Annotated in this window: 19 protein-coding genes; 9 read left to right on the forward strand and 10 right to left on the reverse strand. The window is 66.5% G+C overall.

Going from position 1 to position 16,336, the window contains the following annotated elements:
• Positions 1–551: 551 nt before the first annotated feature.
• Together J3E64_RS07755 and J3E64_RS07760 are read left to right on the forward strand one after the other, a co-directional pair.
• A complete protein-coding gene (locus J3E64_RS07755; protein WP_253342307.1) occupies positions 552–1,676 on the forward strand; it encodes a histidinol-phosphate transaminase in 1,125 nt (374 codons plus the stop codon).
• A gap of 4 nt (positions 1,677–1,680) precedes the next feature.
• Positions 1,681–2,586, forward strand: a complete 906-nt coding sequence (locus tag J3E64_RS07760) for a prephenate/arogenate dehydrogenase family protein (protein WP_253341746.1) — start codon at positions 1,681–1,683, stop codon at positions 2,584–2,586.
• Here the strand turns inward: J3E64_RS07760 and J3E64_RS07765 are convergent.
• Genes J3E64_RS07765 through ftsE form a run of 4 tightly spaced genes read right to left on the reverse strand, consistent with a single transcriptional unit; the run spans position 2,547 to position 5,429 of the window.
• Positions 2,547–3,278: a 1-acyl-sn-glycerol-3-phosphate acyltransferase gene (locus J3E64_RS07765; protein ID WP_253341748.1), complete on the reverse strand. Its 732-nt coding sequence runs from the start codon at positions 3,276–3,278 to the stop codon at positions 2,547–2,549. The genes J3E64_RS07760 and J3E64_RS07765 overlap by 40 nt on opposite strands.
• An 8-nt stretch (positions 3,279–3,286) precedes the next feature.
• Entirely contained in the window at positions 3,287–3,817 is a 531-nt protein-coding gene (locus J3E64_RS07770; RefSeq protein ID WP_253341750.1) for a YdcF family protein, read from the reverse strand.
• Positions 3,814–4,719, reverse strand: coding sequence for an ABC transporter permease (locus J3E64_RS07775; protein ID WP_253342309.1), 906 nt, complete (start codon positions 4,717–4,719; stop codon positions 3,814–3,816). The genes J3E64_RS07770 and J3E64_RS07775 overlap by 4 nt, the downstream gene beginning before the upstream one ends.
• The gene (gene ftsE / locus J3E64_RS07780; RefSeq protein WP_253341752.1) at positions 4,719–5,429 is read right to left on the reverse strand and encodes a cell division ATP-binding protein FtsE; all 711 of its coding nucleotides are present in this window, start codon (positions 5,427–5,429) and stop codon (positions 4,719–4,721) included. Before ftsE ends, J3E64_RS07775 begins: the two co-directional genes overlap by 1 nt.
• 167 nt (positions 5,430–5,596) lie before the next feature.
• Here ftsE and J3E64_RS07785 point away from each other — a divergent pair, with 167 nt between their 5' ends.
• Positions 5,597–6,442 (forward strand): zinc-ribbon domain-containing protein, encoded by an 846-nt coding sequence (locus tag J3E64_RS07785; RefSeq protein WP_253341754.1) that lies wholly within the window; start codon positions 5,597–5,599, stop codon positions 6,440–6,442.
• Positions 6,443–6,451: 9 nt separating this feature from the next.
• Here J3E64_RS07785 and J3E64_RS07790 read toward each other — a convergent pair whose 3' ends face one another.
• Entirely contained in the window at positions 6,452–7,357 is a 906-nt protein-coding gene (locus tag J3E64_RS07790; protein WP_253341756.1) for a pirin family protein, read from the reverse strand.
• Positions 7,354–7,641, reverse strand: coding sequence for a BolA family transcriptional regulator (locus J3E64_RS07795; RefSeq protein WP_253341758.1), 288 nt, complete (start codon positions 7,639–7,641; stop codon positions 7,354–7,356). The genes J3E64_RS07790 and J3E64_RS07795 overlap by 4 nt, the downstream gene beginning before the upstream one ends.
• 44 nt (positions 7,642–7,685) lie before the next feature.
• Here J3E64_RS07795 and J3E64_RS07800 point away from each other — a divergent pair, with 44 nt between their 5' ends.
• From J3E64_RS07800 to J3E64_RS07820, 5 genes are all read left to right on the forward strand, one after another.
• The gene (locus J3E64_RS07800; protein ID WP_253341760.1) at positions 7,686–8,300 is read left to right on the forward strand and encodes a J domain-containing protein; all 615 of its coding nucleotides are present in this window, start codon (positions 7,686–7,688) and stop codon (positions 8,298–8,300) included.
• Positions 8,301–8,435: 135 nt separating this feature from the next.
• On the forward strand, positions 8,436–9,443 hold the full coding sequence (gene cobS, locus J3E64_RS07805) for a cobaltochelatase subunit CobS (protein ID WP_253341762.1): 1,008 nt from the start codon (positions 8,436–8,438) through the stop codon (positions 9,441–9,443).
• Between the two features lie 37 nt (positions 9,444–9,480).
• Positions 9,481–9,903: an OsmC family protein gene (locus J3E64_RS07810; RefSeq protein WP_253341764.1), complete on the forward strand. Its 423-nt coding sequence runs from the start codon at positions 9,481–9,483 to the stop codon at positions 9,901–9,903.
• Positions 9,900–11,726, forward strand: coding sequence for a cobaltochelatase subunit CobT (cobT, locus tag J3E64_RS07815; protein ID WP_253341766.1), 1,827 nt, complete (start codon positions 9,900–9,902; stop codon positions 11,724–11,726). Before J3E64_RS07810 ends, cobT begins: the two co-directional genes overlap by 4 nt.
• A gap of 55 nt (positions 11,727–11,781) precedes the next feature.
• On the forward strand, positions 11,782–12,252 hold the full coding sequence (locus J3E64_RS07820) for a GreA/GreB family elongation factor (protein ID WP_253341768.1): 471 nt from the start codon (positions 11,782–11,784) through the stop codon (positions 12,250–12,252).
• A 79-nt stretch (positions 12,253–12,331) separates the two neighbouring features.
• On the opposite strand, the gene J3E64_RS07825 is transcribed toward J3E64_RS07820, so the two are convergent.
• The 3 genes from J3E64_RS07825 to J3E64_RS07835 all read right to left on the reverse strand — a co-directional run bounded on the left by J3E64_RS07825 (position 12,332) and on the right by J3E64_RS07835 (position 13,850).
• On the reverse strand, positions 12,332–12,823 hold the full coding sequence (locus tag J3E64_RS07825; RefSeq protein WP_253341770.1) for a Dps family protein: 492 nt from the start codon (positions 12,821–12,823) through the stop codon (positions 12,332–12,334).
• A gap of 119 nt (positions 12,824–12,942) precedes the next feature.
• Positions 12,943–13,509, reverse strand: coding sequence for a TMEM165/GDT1 family protein (locus J3E64_RS07830; RefSeq protein ID WP_253341772.1), 567 nt, complete (start codon positions 13,507–13,509; stop codon positions 12,943–12,945).
• 14 nt (positions 13,510–13,523) lie between these two features.
• Positions 13,524–13,850, reverse strand: a complete 327-nt coding sequence (locus J3E64_RS07835; RefSeq protein WP_253341774.1) for a hypothetical protein — start codon at positions 13,848–13,850, stop codon at positions 13,524–13,526.
• A 204-nt stretch (positions 13,851–14,054) separates the two neighbouring features.
• On the opposite strand from J3E64_RS07835, the gene rpmG reads away from it, so the two are divergent.
• Complete coding sequence (gene rpmG / locus J3E64_RS07840) at positions 14,055–14,222, forward strand: 50S ribosomal protein L33 (RefSeq protein ID WP_021226203.1); 168 nt, start codon at positions 14,055–14,057, stop codon at positions 14,220–14,222.
• Positions 14,223–14,431: 209 nt separating this feature from the next.
• On the opposite strand, the gene J3E64_RS07845 is transcribed toward rpmG, so the two are convergent.
• Entirely contained in the window at positions 14,432–16,300 is a 1,869-nt protein-coding gene (locus tag J3E64_RS07845) for a PhoX family phosphatase (RefSeq protein ID WP_253341776.1), read from the reverse strand.
• Between the last annotated feature and the right edge of the window lie 36 nt (positions 16,301–16,336).

Raw genomic sequence — 16,336 nt, forward strand, 5'->3', positions numbered from 1 at the left:
GAAGCTTGGAACAGGCTCGTCGATCAGCCGTGGCGCATCATGACAATCGGACGCCGCAAATGGGCATGTGGGTCGTGATCAATGCAGGTTGGTATAAGGTCTGCAATCGGGCATGAAAAAAGTGAAAAAGAACGACAATAAGTGGTCGCTTCCCGTCCGACCCCTTCTCCCCGCGCCAAACGCCTCTGTCCTACGCCGCAGCTTTTATGCTCTATGCTGCGGGATGCCCCGGCCCGCTCCACGACGCCCCTTGCCCTTTCCCCGACCCTGCCCGCAGGCGCGCGGCGGTGACCCGGCCGGAACGCCGGTGACGCGGCATGGGCGCGTCGCCGTGACCGCGACGACGCGCGGCTGTGACCCGACCGTCGCGTCGCGGGCGCATCGGGCGCGCGTCGCGGCCGAAAATCGGCCCGGCCCGCGTCGGCAGGCATGGCGACAGTGTGAACTTCGCGGCGATGACCCAGCCGGTGCGCGCCCGTCGGATCGAGCAGACGGCGGCGGGCCGCTCCAGCCGCTTTGCCTTTGCCGCCAAAGCCGCTAAAGCGCGCGCCATGACACAGACAGTTGCACAGCCCGCAGTTGCAAAGCCGGCGCCCAAGGACTGGATATCGGGCATTTCCCCCTATGTTCCCGGCAAGTCGGCGACCGACGACGGCCGTCCCCTGATCAAGCTGTCCGCGAATGAAAACCCGCTCGGCACCGGCGACGCGGCCCGGGCCGCGCTGGTGGCCGCCACCGCCGACCTCGCCACCTATCCCGATCCCGGCGCGACAAAGCTGCGCGCGGCGATCGGCGCGGCGCACGGGCTGGATCCGGCGCGGATCATCTACGGCACCGGGTCGGACGAGCTGCTGCATATCGCCGCCAGCGCCTATGCCGGGCCGGGCGACGAGATCCTGTATGTCCGCTACGGGTTCGCGGTTTACGACATCGCCGCGCGGCGCGTGGGCGCGACCCCGGTCGTGGCGCCCGACGCCGATTATGCGACCGACGTGGATGCGCTGCTCGCGGCGGTGACCGAAAAGACCAAGGTCGTATTCCTCGCCAACCCCAACAACCCCACCGGCACGATGACCGGCCGGGCGGAAATCGCCCGCCTGCACGCCGGGCTGCGCCCCGACATCCTGTTCGTGCTGGATCAGGCCTATGCCGAATATCTGGACGCCGACGATGATGATGGCGGGCTTGCGCTCGCGACCGGCGCGTCCAACATACTGGTCACGCGGACCTTCTCCAAAATCTACGGCCTTGCCGCCGAACGGATCGGCTGGGGCTATGCCAGTCAGGATGTGATCGACATTCTCCACCGCATCCGCGCGCCGTTCAACGTCACGACGGCGGGCCAGGCGGCGGCGATCGCGGCGATCGCCGATACCGCATGGGTCGAACGCAGCCGCGCCCACAATGCCCGCTGGCGCGACTGGCTGGCGGGCGAGGTCGCCGCGCTTTCCAACCACGGCCTGCGCGCGGTGCCCAGCAAGACCAATTTCCTGCTGATCCTGTTCGACGGCGCGCTGACCGCCGAAACGGCGATGAAGGGTCTGTGGGACGAAGGCTATGCGACTCGCTGGCTGCCGGGCCAGGGCCTGCCCAACGGCCTGCGCATCACCATCGGCACGGAAGAACAGACCCGCGCGGTCGCGGCGACGCTGCGCGCCCTGGCGGAGGCGGCCTGACGCGATGCTGCCCTTCGCCCGCGTCACCATCATCGGCCTGGGGCTGATCGGTTCCTCGCTCGCCCGCGCCATCCGGGCGGAAATGCCGACTGTCCGGGTCACCGGCCATGACGCCGACCCGGCCGTGCGCGACATCGCGCGGCGCATCGACCTGTGCGACGACGTAACCGACACGGCCGGCGCTTCGGTGACCGATGCCGATCTGGTGATCCTGTGCGTCCCGGTCCGCGCCATGGGCGCCGCGGCGGCGGAGATCGCCGACGATTTGCCCGCCGACGCCATCGTCAGCGATGTGGGGTCGTGCAAGGCGGACGTGCTGGCGCAACTCGCCGCCGCGCTGCCGGGGCGGACGGTCATCCCCGCGCATCCGGTCGCGGGCACGGAAAACAGCGGGCCGGATGCCGGCTTCGCCACCCTGTTCAAGGGCCGCTGGTCGATCGTCACGCCGCCAGCCGATGCCGATCCGGCGGCGGTGGAACGGGTCGCGGAACTATGGCGCCGGGTGGGCGCCGATGTCGAGATCATGGACCCGGCGCATCATGACCTGGTGCTGGCGGTGACCAGCCACCTGCCCCACCTCATCGCCTATACTATCGTCGGCACGGCCAGCGACCTGGAGGACGTCACCCAGAGCGAGGTGATCAAATATTCGGCCGGCGGCTTTCGCGACTTCACCCGCATCGCCGCGTCGGACCCGACCATGTGGCGCGACGTGTTCCTGGCCAACAAGGATGCGGTACTGGAAATGCTCCAGCGCTTCTCGGAGGATCTGTCGGCGCTCCAGCGCGCGATCCGGTGGAACGACGGCGACGCGCTGTTCAGCCTCTTCACCCGCACCCGCGCGATCCGCCGGTCGATCATCGAACAGGGTCAGGACGATGCAAAGCCGGACTTCGGCCGCTCGCACTGACCGGTCGCGTTCAGCGCGTTGATCGCGGCGTGGACCCGGGCCTCGGCCTCCTTGCGGTCCAGCCCGGGCGGCACCGTCTCGCCGACCTTGTAGGTGATGATGCCGGCGCGCTTCATGAAACGGCCGCGCGGCGACACCCGGCCGCTGTCCACCGCGATCGGCACCACCGGCAGGCGCAGCAGGCTGTAGAGCCCGGCGAAGCCGGACTTGAGCGGCGGGCTTTCGCCATGGGGGACGCGGGTGCCTTCGGGGAACAGGCAGACGGCGCGCCCCTGCGCGGTCGCCGCCTGCGCCGCCGCCCGCAAGGCCCGCAGCGCGCTCGCACCGGCGGTACGCTCGATCGGGATGATGCCGTAGCGCTGCGCGATCAGCCCCCAGAGCGGAATGTCGAGCAATTCCCGCTTCGCCCCGATGGCGGGGCGGTCGAACAGGCACAGCATGTCGATCGTCTCGAACATCGATTCATGCTTGACGATATACAGATACGCCCCCTGCGGCAGGTCGCCCACTACCTGCACTTTCTGGCCCAGAAGCCAGCGGGCGCTCCAGCGGTGAAACCGGCTCCACGCCGTGGCGATGCCGGGGACCGCCGGGGGCGCGACCCGGCTGGCGACCAGCGCGCTCAGCACATAGCCCGCGCTGGCGATGTAGAAGACCAGCATGAAAGCCAGGGACCGGATCGCGGTGACCATGATATCCTTCAGATGCCGAACAGGGCCGCGGTTCGGCGCAGGAGATATTTGTTATATTCCCGCGCCAGCACGGTCAGGCTGGGATGGCTCGGCACGGCGTCGTAGATGATGCTGACCTTCGCCGGCAACGCCTGCTTCAGTTCCAGCGCCGACCGGCGCATATGCCAGTCGGTGGTGATGAGGCGCACGGTGCGGTAGTTGCGCCGCTCCAGCCACCGGGCGGTCTCGATGGCGTTGGACCGCGTGTCGATCGCTTCGCGACCCAGGGTGATGCAGCAGGTGAAGATGTCCTCGGGCACCTTATATTCGGCCGCCAGTTCGACCGGACGGACGGCCCGGTCGACGCCGGAGATCAGCATCCGCTTGGCCGCGCCTTCGTGCAGCAGGGCAAGGCCCCGGTCGATCCGGCCGGCACCGCCCGTCAACACGACGATGGCGTCCGTCGGGCGGCTGTCCAGCGGCTGCGGCAGGAAGATCGCGAACCAGACGAAGCCCAGCACCCAGCCGAGCAGCAGGACCGCGGCGGCACGGACGATCATAGCGTCCGTCCCAGCGCGCGCAGCACCGTCCTGCGCGCTATGACCATCGCCAGCACGATGCCGGCAACCGGTATCAGGGCGAGCGCCAGCCATCCCTGCCAGGACAGGTCGATCGCGCCCAGCAGGTCAGACCCGGTGTCGGCCAGCCGCAGGCCGATCAACAGCAGCACGAAAATGGCGAATGCAAAGCCCAGTGCGCTGCCCATCAACGCGTCCATGCCGATGCGCCGCTGGAACAGACGCGCGATCTGCACGTCGGTCGATCCCATCAGGTGCAGCACTTCGATCGTGCCGCGATGGCTGTCATGCGCGCCCCGTGCGGCGAGAACAACGACGGCGCCCGTCGCCAGGGCCATCAACGCCACGACGCCGCCCGCCAGCCAGCCGAGCGCCGCCAGCAGGCCCGCCAGCGGCTGGAGGAAAGCGGCGTGGGGTTCCATCCGCAGGGTCGGAGACAGGGCGCGAAGCCGCGCCCGCAGCCGTTCCAGCTTCGCCCCTGCATCGCCCGGCGTCAGCATCACATCGATCAGCGCCGGCACAGGCAAGTCTCCGTTGACCGCCTCCTCCCCCAGCCAGGGGCGCAGCTGTTCGGCCAGCCGGACGGGATCGACCGCGGTCGCGGCGCGCACTTCGGCCGCGCCGCGCAGGCTGGCCAGCGCCTGCGCGGCGATCCGGTCGCGCACCTGCTGGTCGGCCTCCACCACCTGCACCGTGGCCCGGCCTGCGAGGTCGTCGCTCATCGACTGGACGGCGGCGGCAAGCGCCAGCCCGGCGGCGGCGGCCAGCACGGTCAGGAACATCATGATTGCGATGATCCACGGCATCGGCCCGGCCAGCCGCCCGCCGGGCAGCAGGCGGCGGCGGGCGGCGGCGGCGGCCCGGCGATCGCTGCCTCCCGCCATCATTCGCTTCCCTGGGTGCGCGGGGGATAGCGCAGGCCCCCGGTCGGGTCGGCGAGCCGGCCCTTGTCGAGCCGCATCATCTGCGCGTCCTGAACCTGGCGCATCAGCGGCAGGTCATGGGTGGCGACCACGATGGTGGTGCCCAGCCGGTTGAGCGCTTCGAACAGGGTCATGAGGCGGCTGGCCATGTCCGCGTCGACATTGCCGGTCGGTTCGTCGGCGACCAGTATCTCCGGCCGGCCGATCACCGCGCGGGCAATGGCGACGCGCTGCTGCTCCCCGCCCGACAGCGTGGCGGGGCGCGCCTGGCCCCGGTCGCCAAGGCCGACCCAGTTCAGCATTTCGGCCACCGCCGCGTCGATTTCGCCTTCCTCCATGCCCGCGACGCGCAACGGCAGGGCGATGTTGTCGTAGGCGGACAGATGCGGGACCAGCCGGAAATCCTGAAACACGACGCCGATCCGGCGGCGAAAGCCCGGCAGGCGCTTGCGCGGCAGGGTCACGACGTCCTCGCCGAACAGGCGGATCACGCCGCGGCTGGGCCGCTGGGCAAGGTAGAGGAGCTTGAGCAGCGAGGTCTTGCCCGCCCCGGAGGTGCCGGTCAGGAAATAAAAGCCGCCCGATGCCAGCGAAAAACTGACGTCGGACAGCGTTTCGCTGTCCAGACCATAGCGCAGGCCGACATTTTCGAACTGGACGATGGCCGTCATGACAGAAAATCGGCGCCCGCGCGCTCCCTGCTTTCCGAAGCCGCAGCCATGGCACAGCGGGCAGGGCGCCGTAAAGCCCAGGCGGCATCATCCCGCGAGTCGCGACGGAATGACGTCATCTTCTGTTGCCGCTTGCCCTCGAGTCCAAGCCGTGCCTATGAAGCGTCATGATCCTGGTGTGCCCCAATTGTGCGACGCGCTACGTCGTACCCGACAGCGCCGTAGGCCAGAATGGCCGCCAGGTCCGTTGCGCGGCATGCAAGCATAGCTGGTTCCAGGAAGCAGCCGTCCCCGCGCCGCGCGAAATGCCCGAAATGGCGCAGGCCGCCGCGCCCGCGCCCGTGCCAACACCGGCAGCGCCTCCGCCGGCAGCGCCCACGCCGCCGCCTGCCGCGCCGTCCGTCACGTCTCCCGGGGTCGCGGCCTCCGCAGAACCCGAGGAAGCGATTGCCGCGCCGCCGGCAACGGACGACGCGGCGCAGGAGCGGGTTGACGATCCGGTCGGTCATCGCTTCGACGATATCTATGCGGGCGCGCCGGCCGATCCCGCGATACCGGTGGAAACCGCATTCGTGCCGCCGCCGCGCCCGCGGCGCAACAAGCTGAAACTATGGACCTATGCCGCTGCGGGCTTTTGCCTGCTCGTCGCGGCGGCAGGTGGCGCGCTGTGGTATTTCGGACCGCCGTCATGGGCCGTCAATCTGGGCCTGGTGGCGGAGGAAGGCGATCCGGACCTGCTGTTCTACCTGTCCAAGCCGGCGGAACGACGCAAGCTGCCGACCGGGGAGGAATATTTCGCCTTCGGCGCGCGGATCGTGAACAGCGGTGCACAGACGCTTCCCGTGCCGCCCGTGCTGGTGCAATTGCGCGACCGTCAGAACCGGCTGGTGTTCAGCTGGACGACCAAGGCCGACAAGACGCGGCTGAAGCCGGGCGAGGAAGCGTCGATCAACGAAAGCCGCATCGACATCCCCAAAAATGCCGAAAATCTGTCGCTTACCTTCGTCGACTGACCCTTCAAATCATGGATAGCTGACGGTCTTGGGCCTGCCCTGCGGGATCGGGATGAACTCCTGGTCGTCGCCCGGGATCAGGGGGAAACGCATCGCTTCCCAATCCTCCCGCGCCTGCATCAGCCGGTCCTGGGTCGAGGATACAAAATTCCACCACACATGGCGCGGCGAGGTAAAGGCTTCGCCACCGCACAAGATGATCCGTCCGCCATCGACACTCATCAGCGTCGCGCGGGTGCCGGGCCGCAGCACGTAGAGGGTTTGCGGCGCAAGCAGCATCCCGTCGAGCGCGGCATCGCCGCCCGATACATAGAGCGCACGTTCGTCGGCCGAGGGATCGATGGCGATCCGGCCGCCTGGCGCAAGCTGGATGTCGGCGTATATGGTCTGGGCATAGGTCGTGACCGGCGACGTCGCGCCCCAAAGCGATCCCATGATGACGCGGGCTCGCGCCGATCCGTCCTCGATGACAGGCAGCCCGCCCTCGCCGACATGCTCGAAGGCGGGATCCATCTCCTCCTGTGCGTCCGGCAGGGCAAGCCAGGTCTGGATCGCGGAGAGTTTCGAAAGCTTCGCGCGATCCTCTTCGGGGGAGCGTTCGGAATGCACGATACCCCTGCCCGCGGTCATCAGGTTGACGGCGCCCGGCTCGATCAACTGTTCCGTGCCCAGCGAGTCCCGGTGCAGGAACGCGCCCTCGTACATATAGGTGACGGTCGCAAGGTTGATGTGCGGGTGGGGCCGCACATCGATGCCGTGCCCGGCGGCGATCCTCGCCGGCCCGGCCTGGTCGAAGAAAATGAACGGGCCGACCATCGTCCGGTCCCTGGCCGGCAGCGACCGGAAGACCCGGAAATCGCCCAGGTCGTGGCTGGTGGGCGTAATCGTCTGGACGAACAGGTCGTCGGCCATCATGCTTCCCCCGGAGCCCGCGCCCGGATCGCCAGCGCGTGCACCTTGTCGCGCAGCAGGTCGGCCAGCGCCGCATTGATCAGTCGCTGGCGCGCGACGCGGCTCTGGCCGGCGAAGCGATCGGCCACGATTTCCACCGTGAAATGGCTTTCGCCCGAGCCGTCATGACCGGCATGCCCGCGATGCTTTTCGCTGTCGTCGATGACGGCGAGATGAACCGGAGACAGGGCTGCGCGCAGCCGCGCCTCGATTTCTGTGGCGACAGGGCCTTTGAGGTCGGTGGTCATGACCCCTATATAGACGCTTTGATCGGACTTTCATCAGGGCAATCTTGAGCAGCGAACCCTTTTCGACCCGTCGTTTCAACCGTTTCCACGGGCGCGTGGAAGGTGATCGCCCGTGCGCGGTGAAAGGCTGCGTCGAACCGGGCGAGTTTCGCGCGCCCGCCGGAGAGCGCGGGTCCAGCCATGACGGGCCGCGCTGGCGCTGGCTGTGCCTGGAGCATGTGCGTGCGTTCAACCAGGGCTATAATTTCTTTTCCGGCATGAGCCCGGAGGAAATCGCCGCCGCCCAGCGTCCCTATGCCGGATGGGAACGGGAAACCCGCGCCTTCTCCTCCAACGCCACCAGTCCGCCGCCGCGCTGGTCGGATTTTCAGGACCCGCTCGACGCGATCGGCGCCCGTTTCAAGGAACGGGTCGCCAAGGCGCGCGCCGACCGGCAGATGCGGCAGGACGGCAAGTTCCTGTCGCAGGAGGACCGGCGGCAAATGGCCGTGATGGGGCTGGACATCGATGCCGATCGCAAGGCGCTGCGTACCCGCTACACCGAATTGCTGCGGCGCTATCACCCCGATCACAATGGCGGCGACCGGACGCATGAAGAGGCGTTGCAGGGCGTGATCGGGGCCTATGCCCATCTGCGCAAGGCGGAGGTTTTCGCCTGAAGCTGCACCTGGGACATTACAGGCCAATTTGACGCAATGGGCAACTTGATAGCCGCATGTTCCGCCTCCACTCTATCGACATGCCCCGAAGGGATCGGTTAGGGGCTGATTGACTCGCAGAAAGATGATGATGCCATGACCGACATTTCCAACGTCCAGCCCGATACGCGCGCCGATACGCTGATGGACGCGCCCGACCGCGAGGTGGACGCGCGCGAGATGTTCGGCATCGACGTCGACATGAAGGTGCCTGCCTTTTCGCAGGCGGACGAGCGCGTGCCCGACCTCGACCCCGCCTATGTGTTCGATCCCGACACCACGCTCGCGATCCTGGCGGGTTTTGCCCATAATCGGCGCGTGATGGTGCAGGGCTATCACGGCACCGGCAAGTCGAGCCACATCGAACAGATCGCCGCACGCCTGAAATGGCCGTGCATCCGCATCAACCTGGACGCGCATATCAGCCGCATCGACCTGGTCGGGCGCGACGCCATTGTCCTGAAGGACGGTCAGCAGGTTACGGAATTCCGGGAAGGCCTGCTCCCCTGGGCGTTGCAGCGGCCCGTGGCGCTGGTGTTCGACGAATATGACGCGGGCCGCCCGGACGTGATGTTCGTGATCCAGCGCGTGCTGGAAACCGATGGCAAGATGACCCTGCTCGACCAGAACCGGGTCATCCGGCCCAACCCCTGGTTCCGCCTGTTCGCCACCGCCAACACGGTCGGCCTGGGCGACACGACCGGCCTCTACCACGGCACGCAGCAGATCAACCAGGGCCAGATGGACCGCTGGAACCTGGTGGTGGCGCTCAACTATCTGCCGGCCGCGACCGAGGCGCAGGTGGTACTGGCGAAGTCGGGCGAATATGATCATGAGGGCGGCCGCAAGGAAGTCGAGAACATGATCAAGGTCGCCGAACTGACGCGGCAAGGCTTCATCAACGGCGACATTTCCACCGTCATGTCGCCGCGCACCGTGATCAGCTGGGCGCAGAACGCGCTGATCTTCAGCAATGTAGGCTTCGCCTTCCGCCTCAGCTTCCTCAACAAGTGCGACGAGGCCGAACGGGCGCTGGTCGCCGAATATTATCAACGCGTGTTCGGGAAGGACCTTCCCGAAAGCGTGGCAAGCCGGGCGAACTGACGGTTCGTTCCGGCCCTTTTTGGGCGGGAGTTTCCCCATGATCGTCGTCGAAAGGATCGACCCCAGCGGCGGGACCGCGCACCGGATCAGCATCCGGGGGCACGAGATCGTTGCAGACATGTCCGGCGCCGATGGCCATGACGCCGGGCCGGACCCGCACGATCTGTATGACGCGGCGCTGGGTGCATGCAAGGCGATGACCATGCTCTGGTATGCGCAGCGCAACGCCATTCCGGTCGAGGACATCCATGTCGGCGTGGTCCGCGACGCCAGCGAGGAACGCAAGGGCATCTACAAGCTCACGACGCGTATCGCGCTCACCGGGCCGATGAGCGACGAACAGCATGACCGCCTGATCGCGGTCGCCGCCAAATGCCCGGTGCACAAGCTGATGACCGAGGTCGAGACGCAGATCGAAACCGTGGCGGTGCCGCGCGGGCGCGATCCGGAGGGCCGGTGACGGAACGCTCCCCCCTGGATGCCTTCAAGGATGTACTGTCCGGAACGGCGCGCGCGATGACGCGCGACGCGGAGGTGGAGGTAGGCTTCACCGCCGACGCGCCGCACATGGCGGGCAAGGCGATCAAGGTGCCGACGCCCGCCCGCTCGCTGCCGGCCGAGCAGCTTGCGCTGGCCCGCGGTTTCGCCGACGCCCATGCGCTGAAACTACGCTATCATGATGCCAGGGCGCATGCATCCTTCGCCCCGTCCGAAACGGTCGCGCGCGCGGTGTTCGATGCGGTCGAGCAGGCGCGGGTGGAAGCGATCGGTTCCCGGGCGATGCAGGGCGTGCGGACCAATCTCAACCATGCGCTGGACCTGCGGCTGAAATCCGACGCGATCCGACGCGCCCGGTCGGCCGACGAGGTGCCGTTGTCGACCGCGCTGGCGCTGAAGGTGCGCGAACGGCTGACCGGGCAGGCTATCCCCGGGGACGCCGCACCCGGCGTCGCCATGGTGGACCAGTGGATCGAGGACAAGGCCGGGGGCGACCTGGATTCGCTGGCACTGGCCATCGACGACCAGCGCGCCTTCCAGAAGCTGACCAACGCCATGCTGGAGCATCTCCAGCTGATCGACGCCGATGTGCCGCCCGACACGGACGAGCCGGAATCGCAGGACGAGGGCGAGGATCAGGAAGAGCAGCAGGAAGATGGCGACAGCGGGCAGGAGGAAGCCGGCGACAGCGACATGAACGCCGAGGCGCGCGCCGAGGACCAGGGCGGCGACACCGAGGAAGGCGAGAGCGAATATAGCGACGAGTTCGACGCCGACAGTGATGAGGGCGCCGACGACATGGGGGAGGAAGGCATGATGCCGGTCCGCCCCAACCGGCCGATGTCCGACCTGCCGCCCGGTTTCGATTACAAGCCCTACACGACGAAATTCGACGAGGTGGTGGCGCCCGAGGAACTGTGCGACGAGGACGAATTGCTGCGTCTGCGCGGTTTTCTGGACCAGCAGCTCGTCAGCCTCCAGGGGGCGGTGACGAAGCTCGCCAACCGCTTGCAACGGCGGCTGATGGCGCAGCAATCGCGATCCTGGGATTTCGATCAGGAGGAAGGGCTGCTCGACGCGGCGCGGCTGGCGCGGATCGTGATCGATCCGACCCGCTCGCTGTCCTACAAGATTGAGCGCGACACCGAATTTCGCGACACGGTGGTAACGCTGCTGATCGACAATAGCGGCTCCATGCGCGGGCGGCCGATCAGCATCGCGGCGATCAGTGCCGACATCATGGCGCGCACGCTGGAGCGCTGCGGCGTCAAGACCGAGATACTGGGTTTCACCACCCGGGCATGGAAGGGCGGGCAGAGCCGCGAGCAATGGCTGGCCGCAGGGCGGCCGCCGATGCCCGGCCGCCTCAACGACCTGCGCCACATCATATACAAGAAGGCTGACGATCCCTGGCGGCGCGCGCGCAAGAATCTGGGCCTGATGATGCGCGAAGGGTTGCTGAAGGAAAATATCGACGGCGAGGCACTGCTCTGGGCGCATGCCCGGCTGATCGCGCGGCCGGAGGAGCGACGCATCCTGATGGTCATTTCCGACGGCGCACCGGTCGACGATTCGACCCTTTCGGTGAATAGTGGTACCTATCTGGAACGGCATTTGAGGCAGGTGATCGAATGGATCGAGAGCCGGTCGCCGGTGCAGTTGGTGGCCATCGGCATCGGCCATGACGTCACCCGCTATTATCGCCGCGCCGTCACCATCATGGACGCCGAACAGCTTGGCGGCACGATGGTGGAACAGCTGGCCGGGCTGTTCGACGAGGACTGACGGACCGGCCTGGCCGTTCCTTCCCGCGCTATTTTTGAATTGTCAGGAGAGGTGAATGAGCGTCGCCTTTCGTCGCGAGAGCGACGACGAGCATATGGAGCCGAAATTCGAGATCCCGCTGCCGCCCGGTCCCAACTGGGTAACGGCGCGGGGGTTGCGGTTGACGCGCGAGCGAGTAGAGGCGCTGGAAGCCGTCGACACCGGCGCGATGGACGAGGATGGCGCCAGGAAGGTCCGACGCGAATTGCGCTACTGGCGCACGCGGTTGGCGACGGCGGAATTGCGCCCGGCCGCGGACGGCCAGGCCGTCACATTCGGCGCATGCGTGACCTACAGGCTCAACAGGCAGGAAAAAACCGTCGCCATCGTGGGCGATGACGAAGCCGATCCCAATGAAGGGCGGATCAGCTTCTCCTCGCCGCTCGCCCGCGCGATGATGGACGCGGAGGTCGGGGACATGGTCGACTTTGCAGGAAAGGCCGAAGCGGTGGAGATCGTCGCGATCGCCCCAATCGACGAAGCATGACGATCGCCCGGAAGGGCCCGGGCTGAAAAAAAGCCCTCCGGAATGCCGGAGGGCTTTCTCTAACCGTCCACTGCCAAGATCAGGCGCCGCGCGCGGCTTCGAACAGGAACCAGGCGCGCTGCTCGGCCTGATCGGTCCAGTCGTCGACGATGCCTTCGGTCGCGTTGTCGCCAGCCTCCGTGGCGGCGGCCTTCACGGCGCGGAAGGTTTCCACGAGCGCCAGATTGTCGTCGCGCAATTCCTTCAGCATGTCGGCCGGGCTGACGAAGTCGGCGTCATTATCCTTGACCGTCTGGTGCCGGGCGATGTCGCCGATCGAACGCAGCGTGGTATTGCCCGTCTTGCGCACACGCTCGGCGATCAGGTCGGTCACGCCCAATATCTCGGTCGCCTGTTCGTCGAACATCAGGTGATAGTCGCGAAAATGCGGTCCCGACACATGCCAGTGGAAATTCTTGGTCTTGAGGTAGAGGGCATAGCTGTCGGCAAGGGCACCGTTCAGCGCCTCGGCCACGGACTTCACGGCGTTGCTCTTCAGATCGGTCGGCGTTTTGAGATCGGATGCGGTCATGCGGGGCCTCCTGTTCGCGAAAATGATTTCGCACATATAATGATCCGGCGGCAAGTTGGTGCCATCATCGCCCCGTCTTTCCCTGCGATAATGTCGATCAGCGTGATGGAGCGAAGCGATCAGACCAGCGAGAGAGCCGTAAGTGCCGTAAGCGCCCCGGCGACGAACAGGATAGTGCCGCCGGCCAGGCGGATCGCGCGCAGGGGGAGCAGGCGCAGGATCCGGTCGCGCAGGATCACGACCGGCACGCAGGCAGCGACGATGCCGATGGCACCCCCGACCGCGGCGAGCACCGGATCTCCGCCACGCGCGGCGATCCCCAGAATCAGGAATTGCGGACCGTCGCCAAATTGCAGGATGAAGAGGCCGAGCATCGTTGTCAGGAACGCGCCCGTCGGCCATCCTGCCAGCGGATCGGGCGCCTTCACCGGCCAGAATAGCCCGACCGCGAGAAACAGGAGCGAAAGGGCCAGAAACAGCAGCCGGGCGTCGGCGCCCAACATGGGGCCGATCCATGCGCCGGCCGCGGCGGATATGGCGGCATTGGCGAAGGTAGCGACCAGCAGCCCCGCGATCACCGCCCGGTTGCGGTCATACCGGGTGGCCAGCGCGAGCAGCAGAAACTGGCTCTTGTCGCCTATTTCTCCAACCAGGCAGCCGAGCAGCGCCAGCAGCAGCGAATCCATCGGCCGTCCGAGCGTCAGGCGCGCAGCGCCGCGCCGGCGACATCAGGTCGCAGGGCGGCGAGGGGTATCACGGCGGCCGTCGGCAGGTCCGCCGCAATCGCTTCGCGCATCAGGTCGAGATAGGACAGAACGACCGGCCCCAGCCCGTGGAGGGAGAGCGCCGATTCAAGCGTTCCGGCCAGTCCTTCGACCGCATCCAGGCCAAAGGCGCGGGCGATGTGGCGGATCTGGTCGATTTCATCATGCAGCCTGACGGCCGAAACATGACCGCGCTGCCCGGCAAGGCCGTCAACCCGGCGCATCAGGTCGGTCAAAATGGCCAGCATCGGATCATGTCGCATGGAAGGCCGCTCCCGTGCCGTTGCGTGTCGCACGATCATGCGCGCCCGCTGGTTAAGGTCGCGTAAACCGCCTCGATCACGCGGCTGAGCCTTGACATGAATCCGAATCTGCCCCATGGGCCGCTGCTGAAACGGGGCGGTTCCCCTTCCATATCTGGGGGGCCGCTTTTCTTTTTACGCAATTCACGACCAGGGATAAAGGCCATGGCCAAGCCGGCAACCGTCAAGATCCGCCTCGTCAGCTCCGCTGACACCGGCTTCTTCTATGTCACCAAGAAGAATCCGCGCACCAAGACCGAGAAGCTGAGCTTCCGCAAATATGATCCGGTTGCGCGCAAGCATGTCGAGTTCAAGGAAGCGAAGATCAAGTAAGCCGTCGCGGGCCTTTCGCCCGCACGCCTGACCTTTCGGTTCCGGAGATGGACAAAGGCCCGTCCCCCTTGGGGATCGGGCCTTTTGCTGTCGGTCGCATCCGCCCGGCCCGGCGGGTCCGGCCGGAGATGCGGGAAGGGGCGCTCCTGCCGGAACGCCCCAGCGCTACCCCTTGCGTCCCGGTGCCAGGGGGTTTTGCCAGCCCCCGATCAGTTGCCGACCGGCTGTGCGTCGGTACGGCGCACGACGATGGTGGACGATCGCGGTTCCTTGCCCGACACCGGCCAGTCGCCGGTGGGATGCTGGATATTGATGAAGAAATTGGTGAGGTCGGGGGTATAGGCGATTCCGGTGATCTCGCAGCCGGTCGGTCCGACCAGGAAACGCATGGATTTCTTCGTCGCCTGGTCGATGTAGAACATCGCGTTGTGACCGAATATGTCCTCGATCGACCGGGTGGCGTCGCCCGATGAACCGGGGACGGAATGGTCCGTCTCCACCCACAGGCGGCCCTTGGGGTCGATACGGATGCCATCGGGGCTGGAGAAGGTGTCGCCGTCGATGTCGCCTTCCAGCCGGTCGCCAAAGCCGCTGAGCGAGGGATCGCCCGCCAGCAGCAGGATTTCCCAGCTGAACTTGGATGCCAGCGGGGAGTCGCCTTCCTCCTTGAACTTGATGATGTGACCGTGCCGGTTGCCCGTGCGCGGGTTGGCGGCGTCGGTCACCTTGCGGCTGCTGTTGTTGGTCAGCGTCACGAACACGGCGCTGTTGTCGGGGGCGACCGTGATCCATTCGGGACGGTCCATCACGGTCCCGCCGGCGACGCGCGCGGCAGCCTTGCAGTTGATGAGGACATCGGCCTGCGTGGCGAAATCGACCGTGACGGGGGCCGGGGGTGTGGTCGACTGGCTGACGTTGCCGGGGTCCGAAGCGCCGATCGTCAGTCCGTTCTGACCGCGTACCAGCGCGCGCCATTCGCCGGTGCCGTCGCTGTTGAACCGCGCGACGTAGAGCGTGCCATAGTCGAGCAGGCCGATATTGGCGGCACGGTTGCTGCTGCTGAACGCGCGGTCCGGCACGAATTTGTAGATACAGCCCGGGGTCGAATCGTCGCCCATGTAAAAGGCGACGCGATTGTCGCCATTGGCCATGTACGCGACATTTTCATGGTCGAAACGGCCCATGGCAGTCCGCTTGGTCGGATCGGCCAGTTCCTGAAACGGGTCGATTTCGACCACCCAGCCATAATCGGTTTCAGGCTGCGTCGGGTCCAGATAATTGTCCGTCGTTTCCTCGCAGGTCAGATATGTGCCCCAGGGCGTGCGGCCCGACGAACAATTATTGAGGGTGCCCCTGATGGTGCCCGAAATGGCCCCCGAGGCGGGACCGCCCGCGCGATAGATGCTGTTACCGGTATACCGCTTGTTGTAGCGCGATCCCGCCTTGACGGCCCACACGCCGTCCGACCCCTTGGCGATTTCGATCACCGACACGCCGACCGCCGACAGGACCAATGCCTTCTGGTCGGCGCTGGCCGTCGTCGGGTCATAATCGCCGTCCATCAATATGTTGAAATCGGGCAGTTCATGGTTGACGGCGAGCAGGCCGCCGCTGTTGGGATCCGTCCCGGAAATCTCGTAATATTCCATGCCGTCATGATTGCCGCCGGCCCATTTCTCCGCATCGGCAGCACTGGGGAAGGCGCCGGAATAGGCCGTGCCGGCTTCGACGGAATCACCCGCCTTGAAGAGGACGTCGACGGTATAGCCCGACGGGACGGTCACGGTGTCGTTCATGTTCGCCGCGACCGGCGTGAACGCGATCGTATAGCTGGGTGTGGGGGTCGGCGTCGGCGTGGGGGTCGGCGTGGGCGTCGGCGTTTGCGCGCCATCTTCGTCATCGCATGCAGCCAGCGCGCCGAGCATCGGCAGGATCGAAAGGCCGAGCAGCCCGTTCTTCAGCACCGTGCGCCGCGCGGGATTGGCGGCGACGATCGCTTCCAGGCTGTTCTCGCCCATATCGATGGTCGGTTGCGCATCGCGATAGGGCGCGCGCGCCTCGTCGGTCAGATGAGACATGGAAATACCCCTGTATCGGTTGTCGGGCCATCGGCG

Source organism: Sphingobium sp. OAS761 (assembly GCF_024168485.1).
GTDB lineage: Bacteria > Pseudomonadota > Alphaproteobacteria > Sphingomonadales > Sphingomonadaceae > Sphingobium.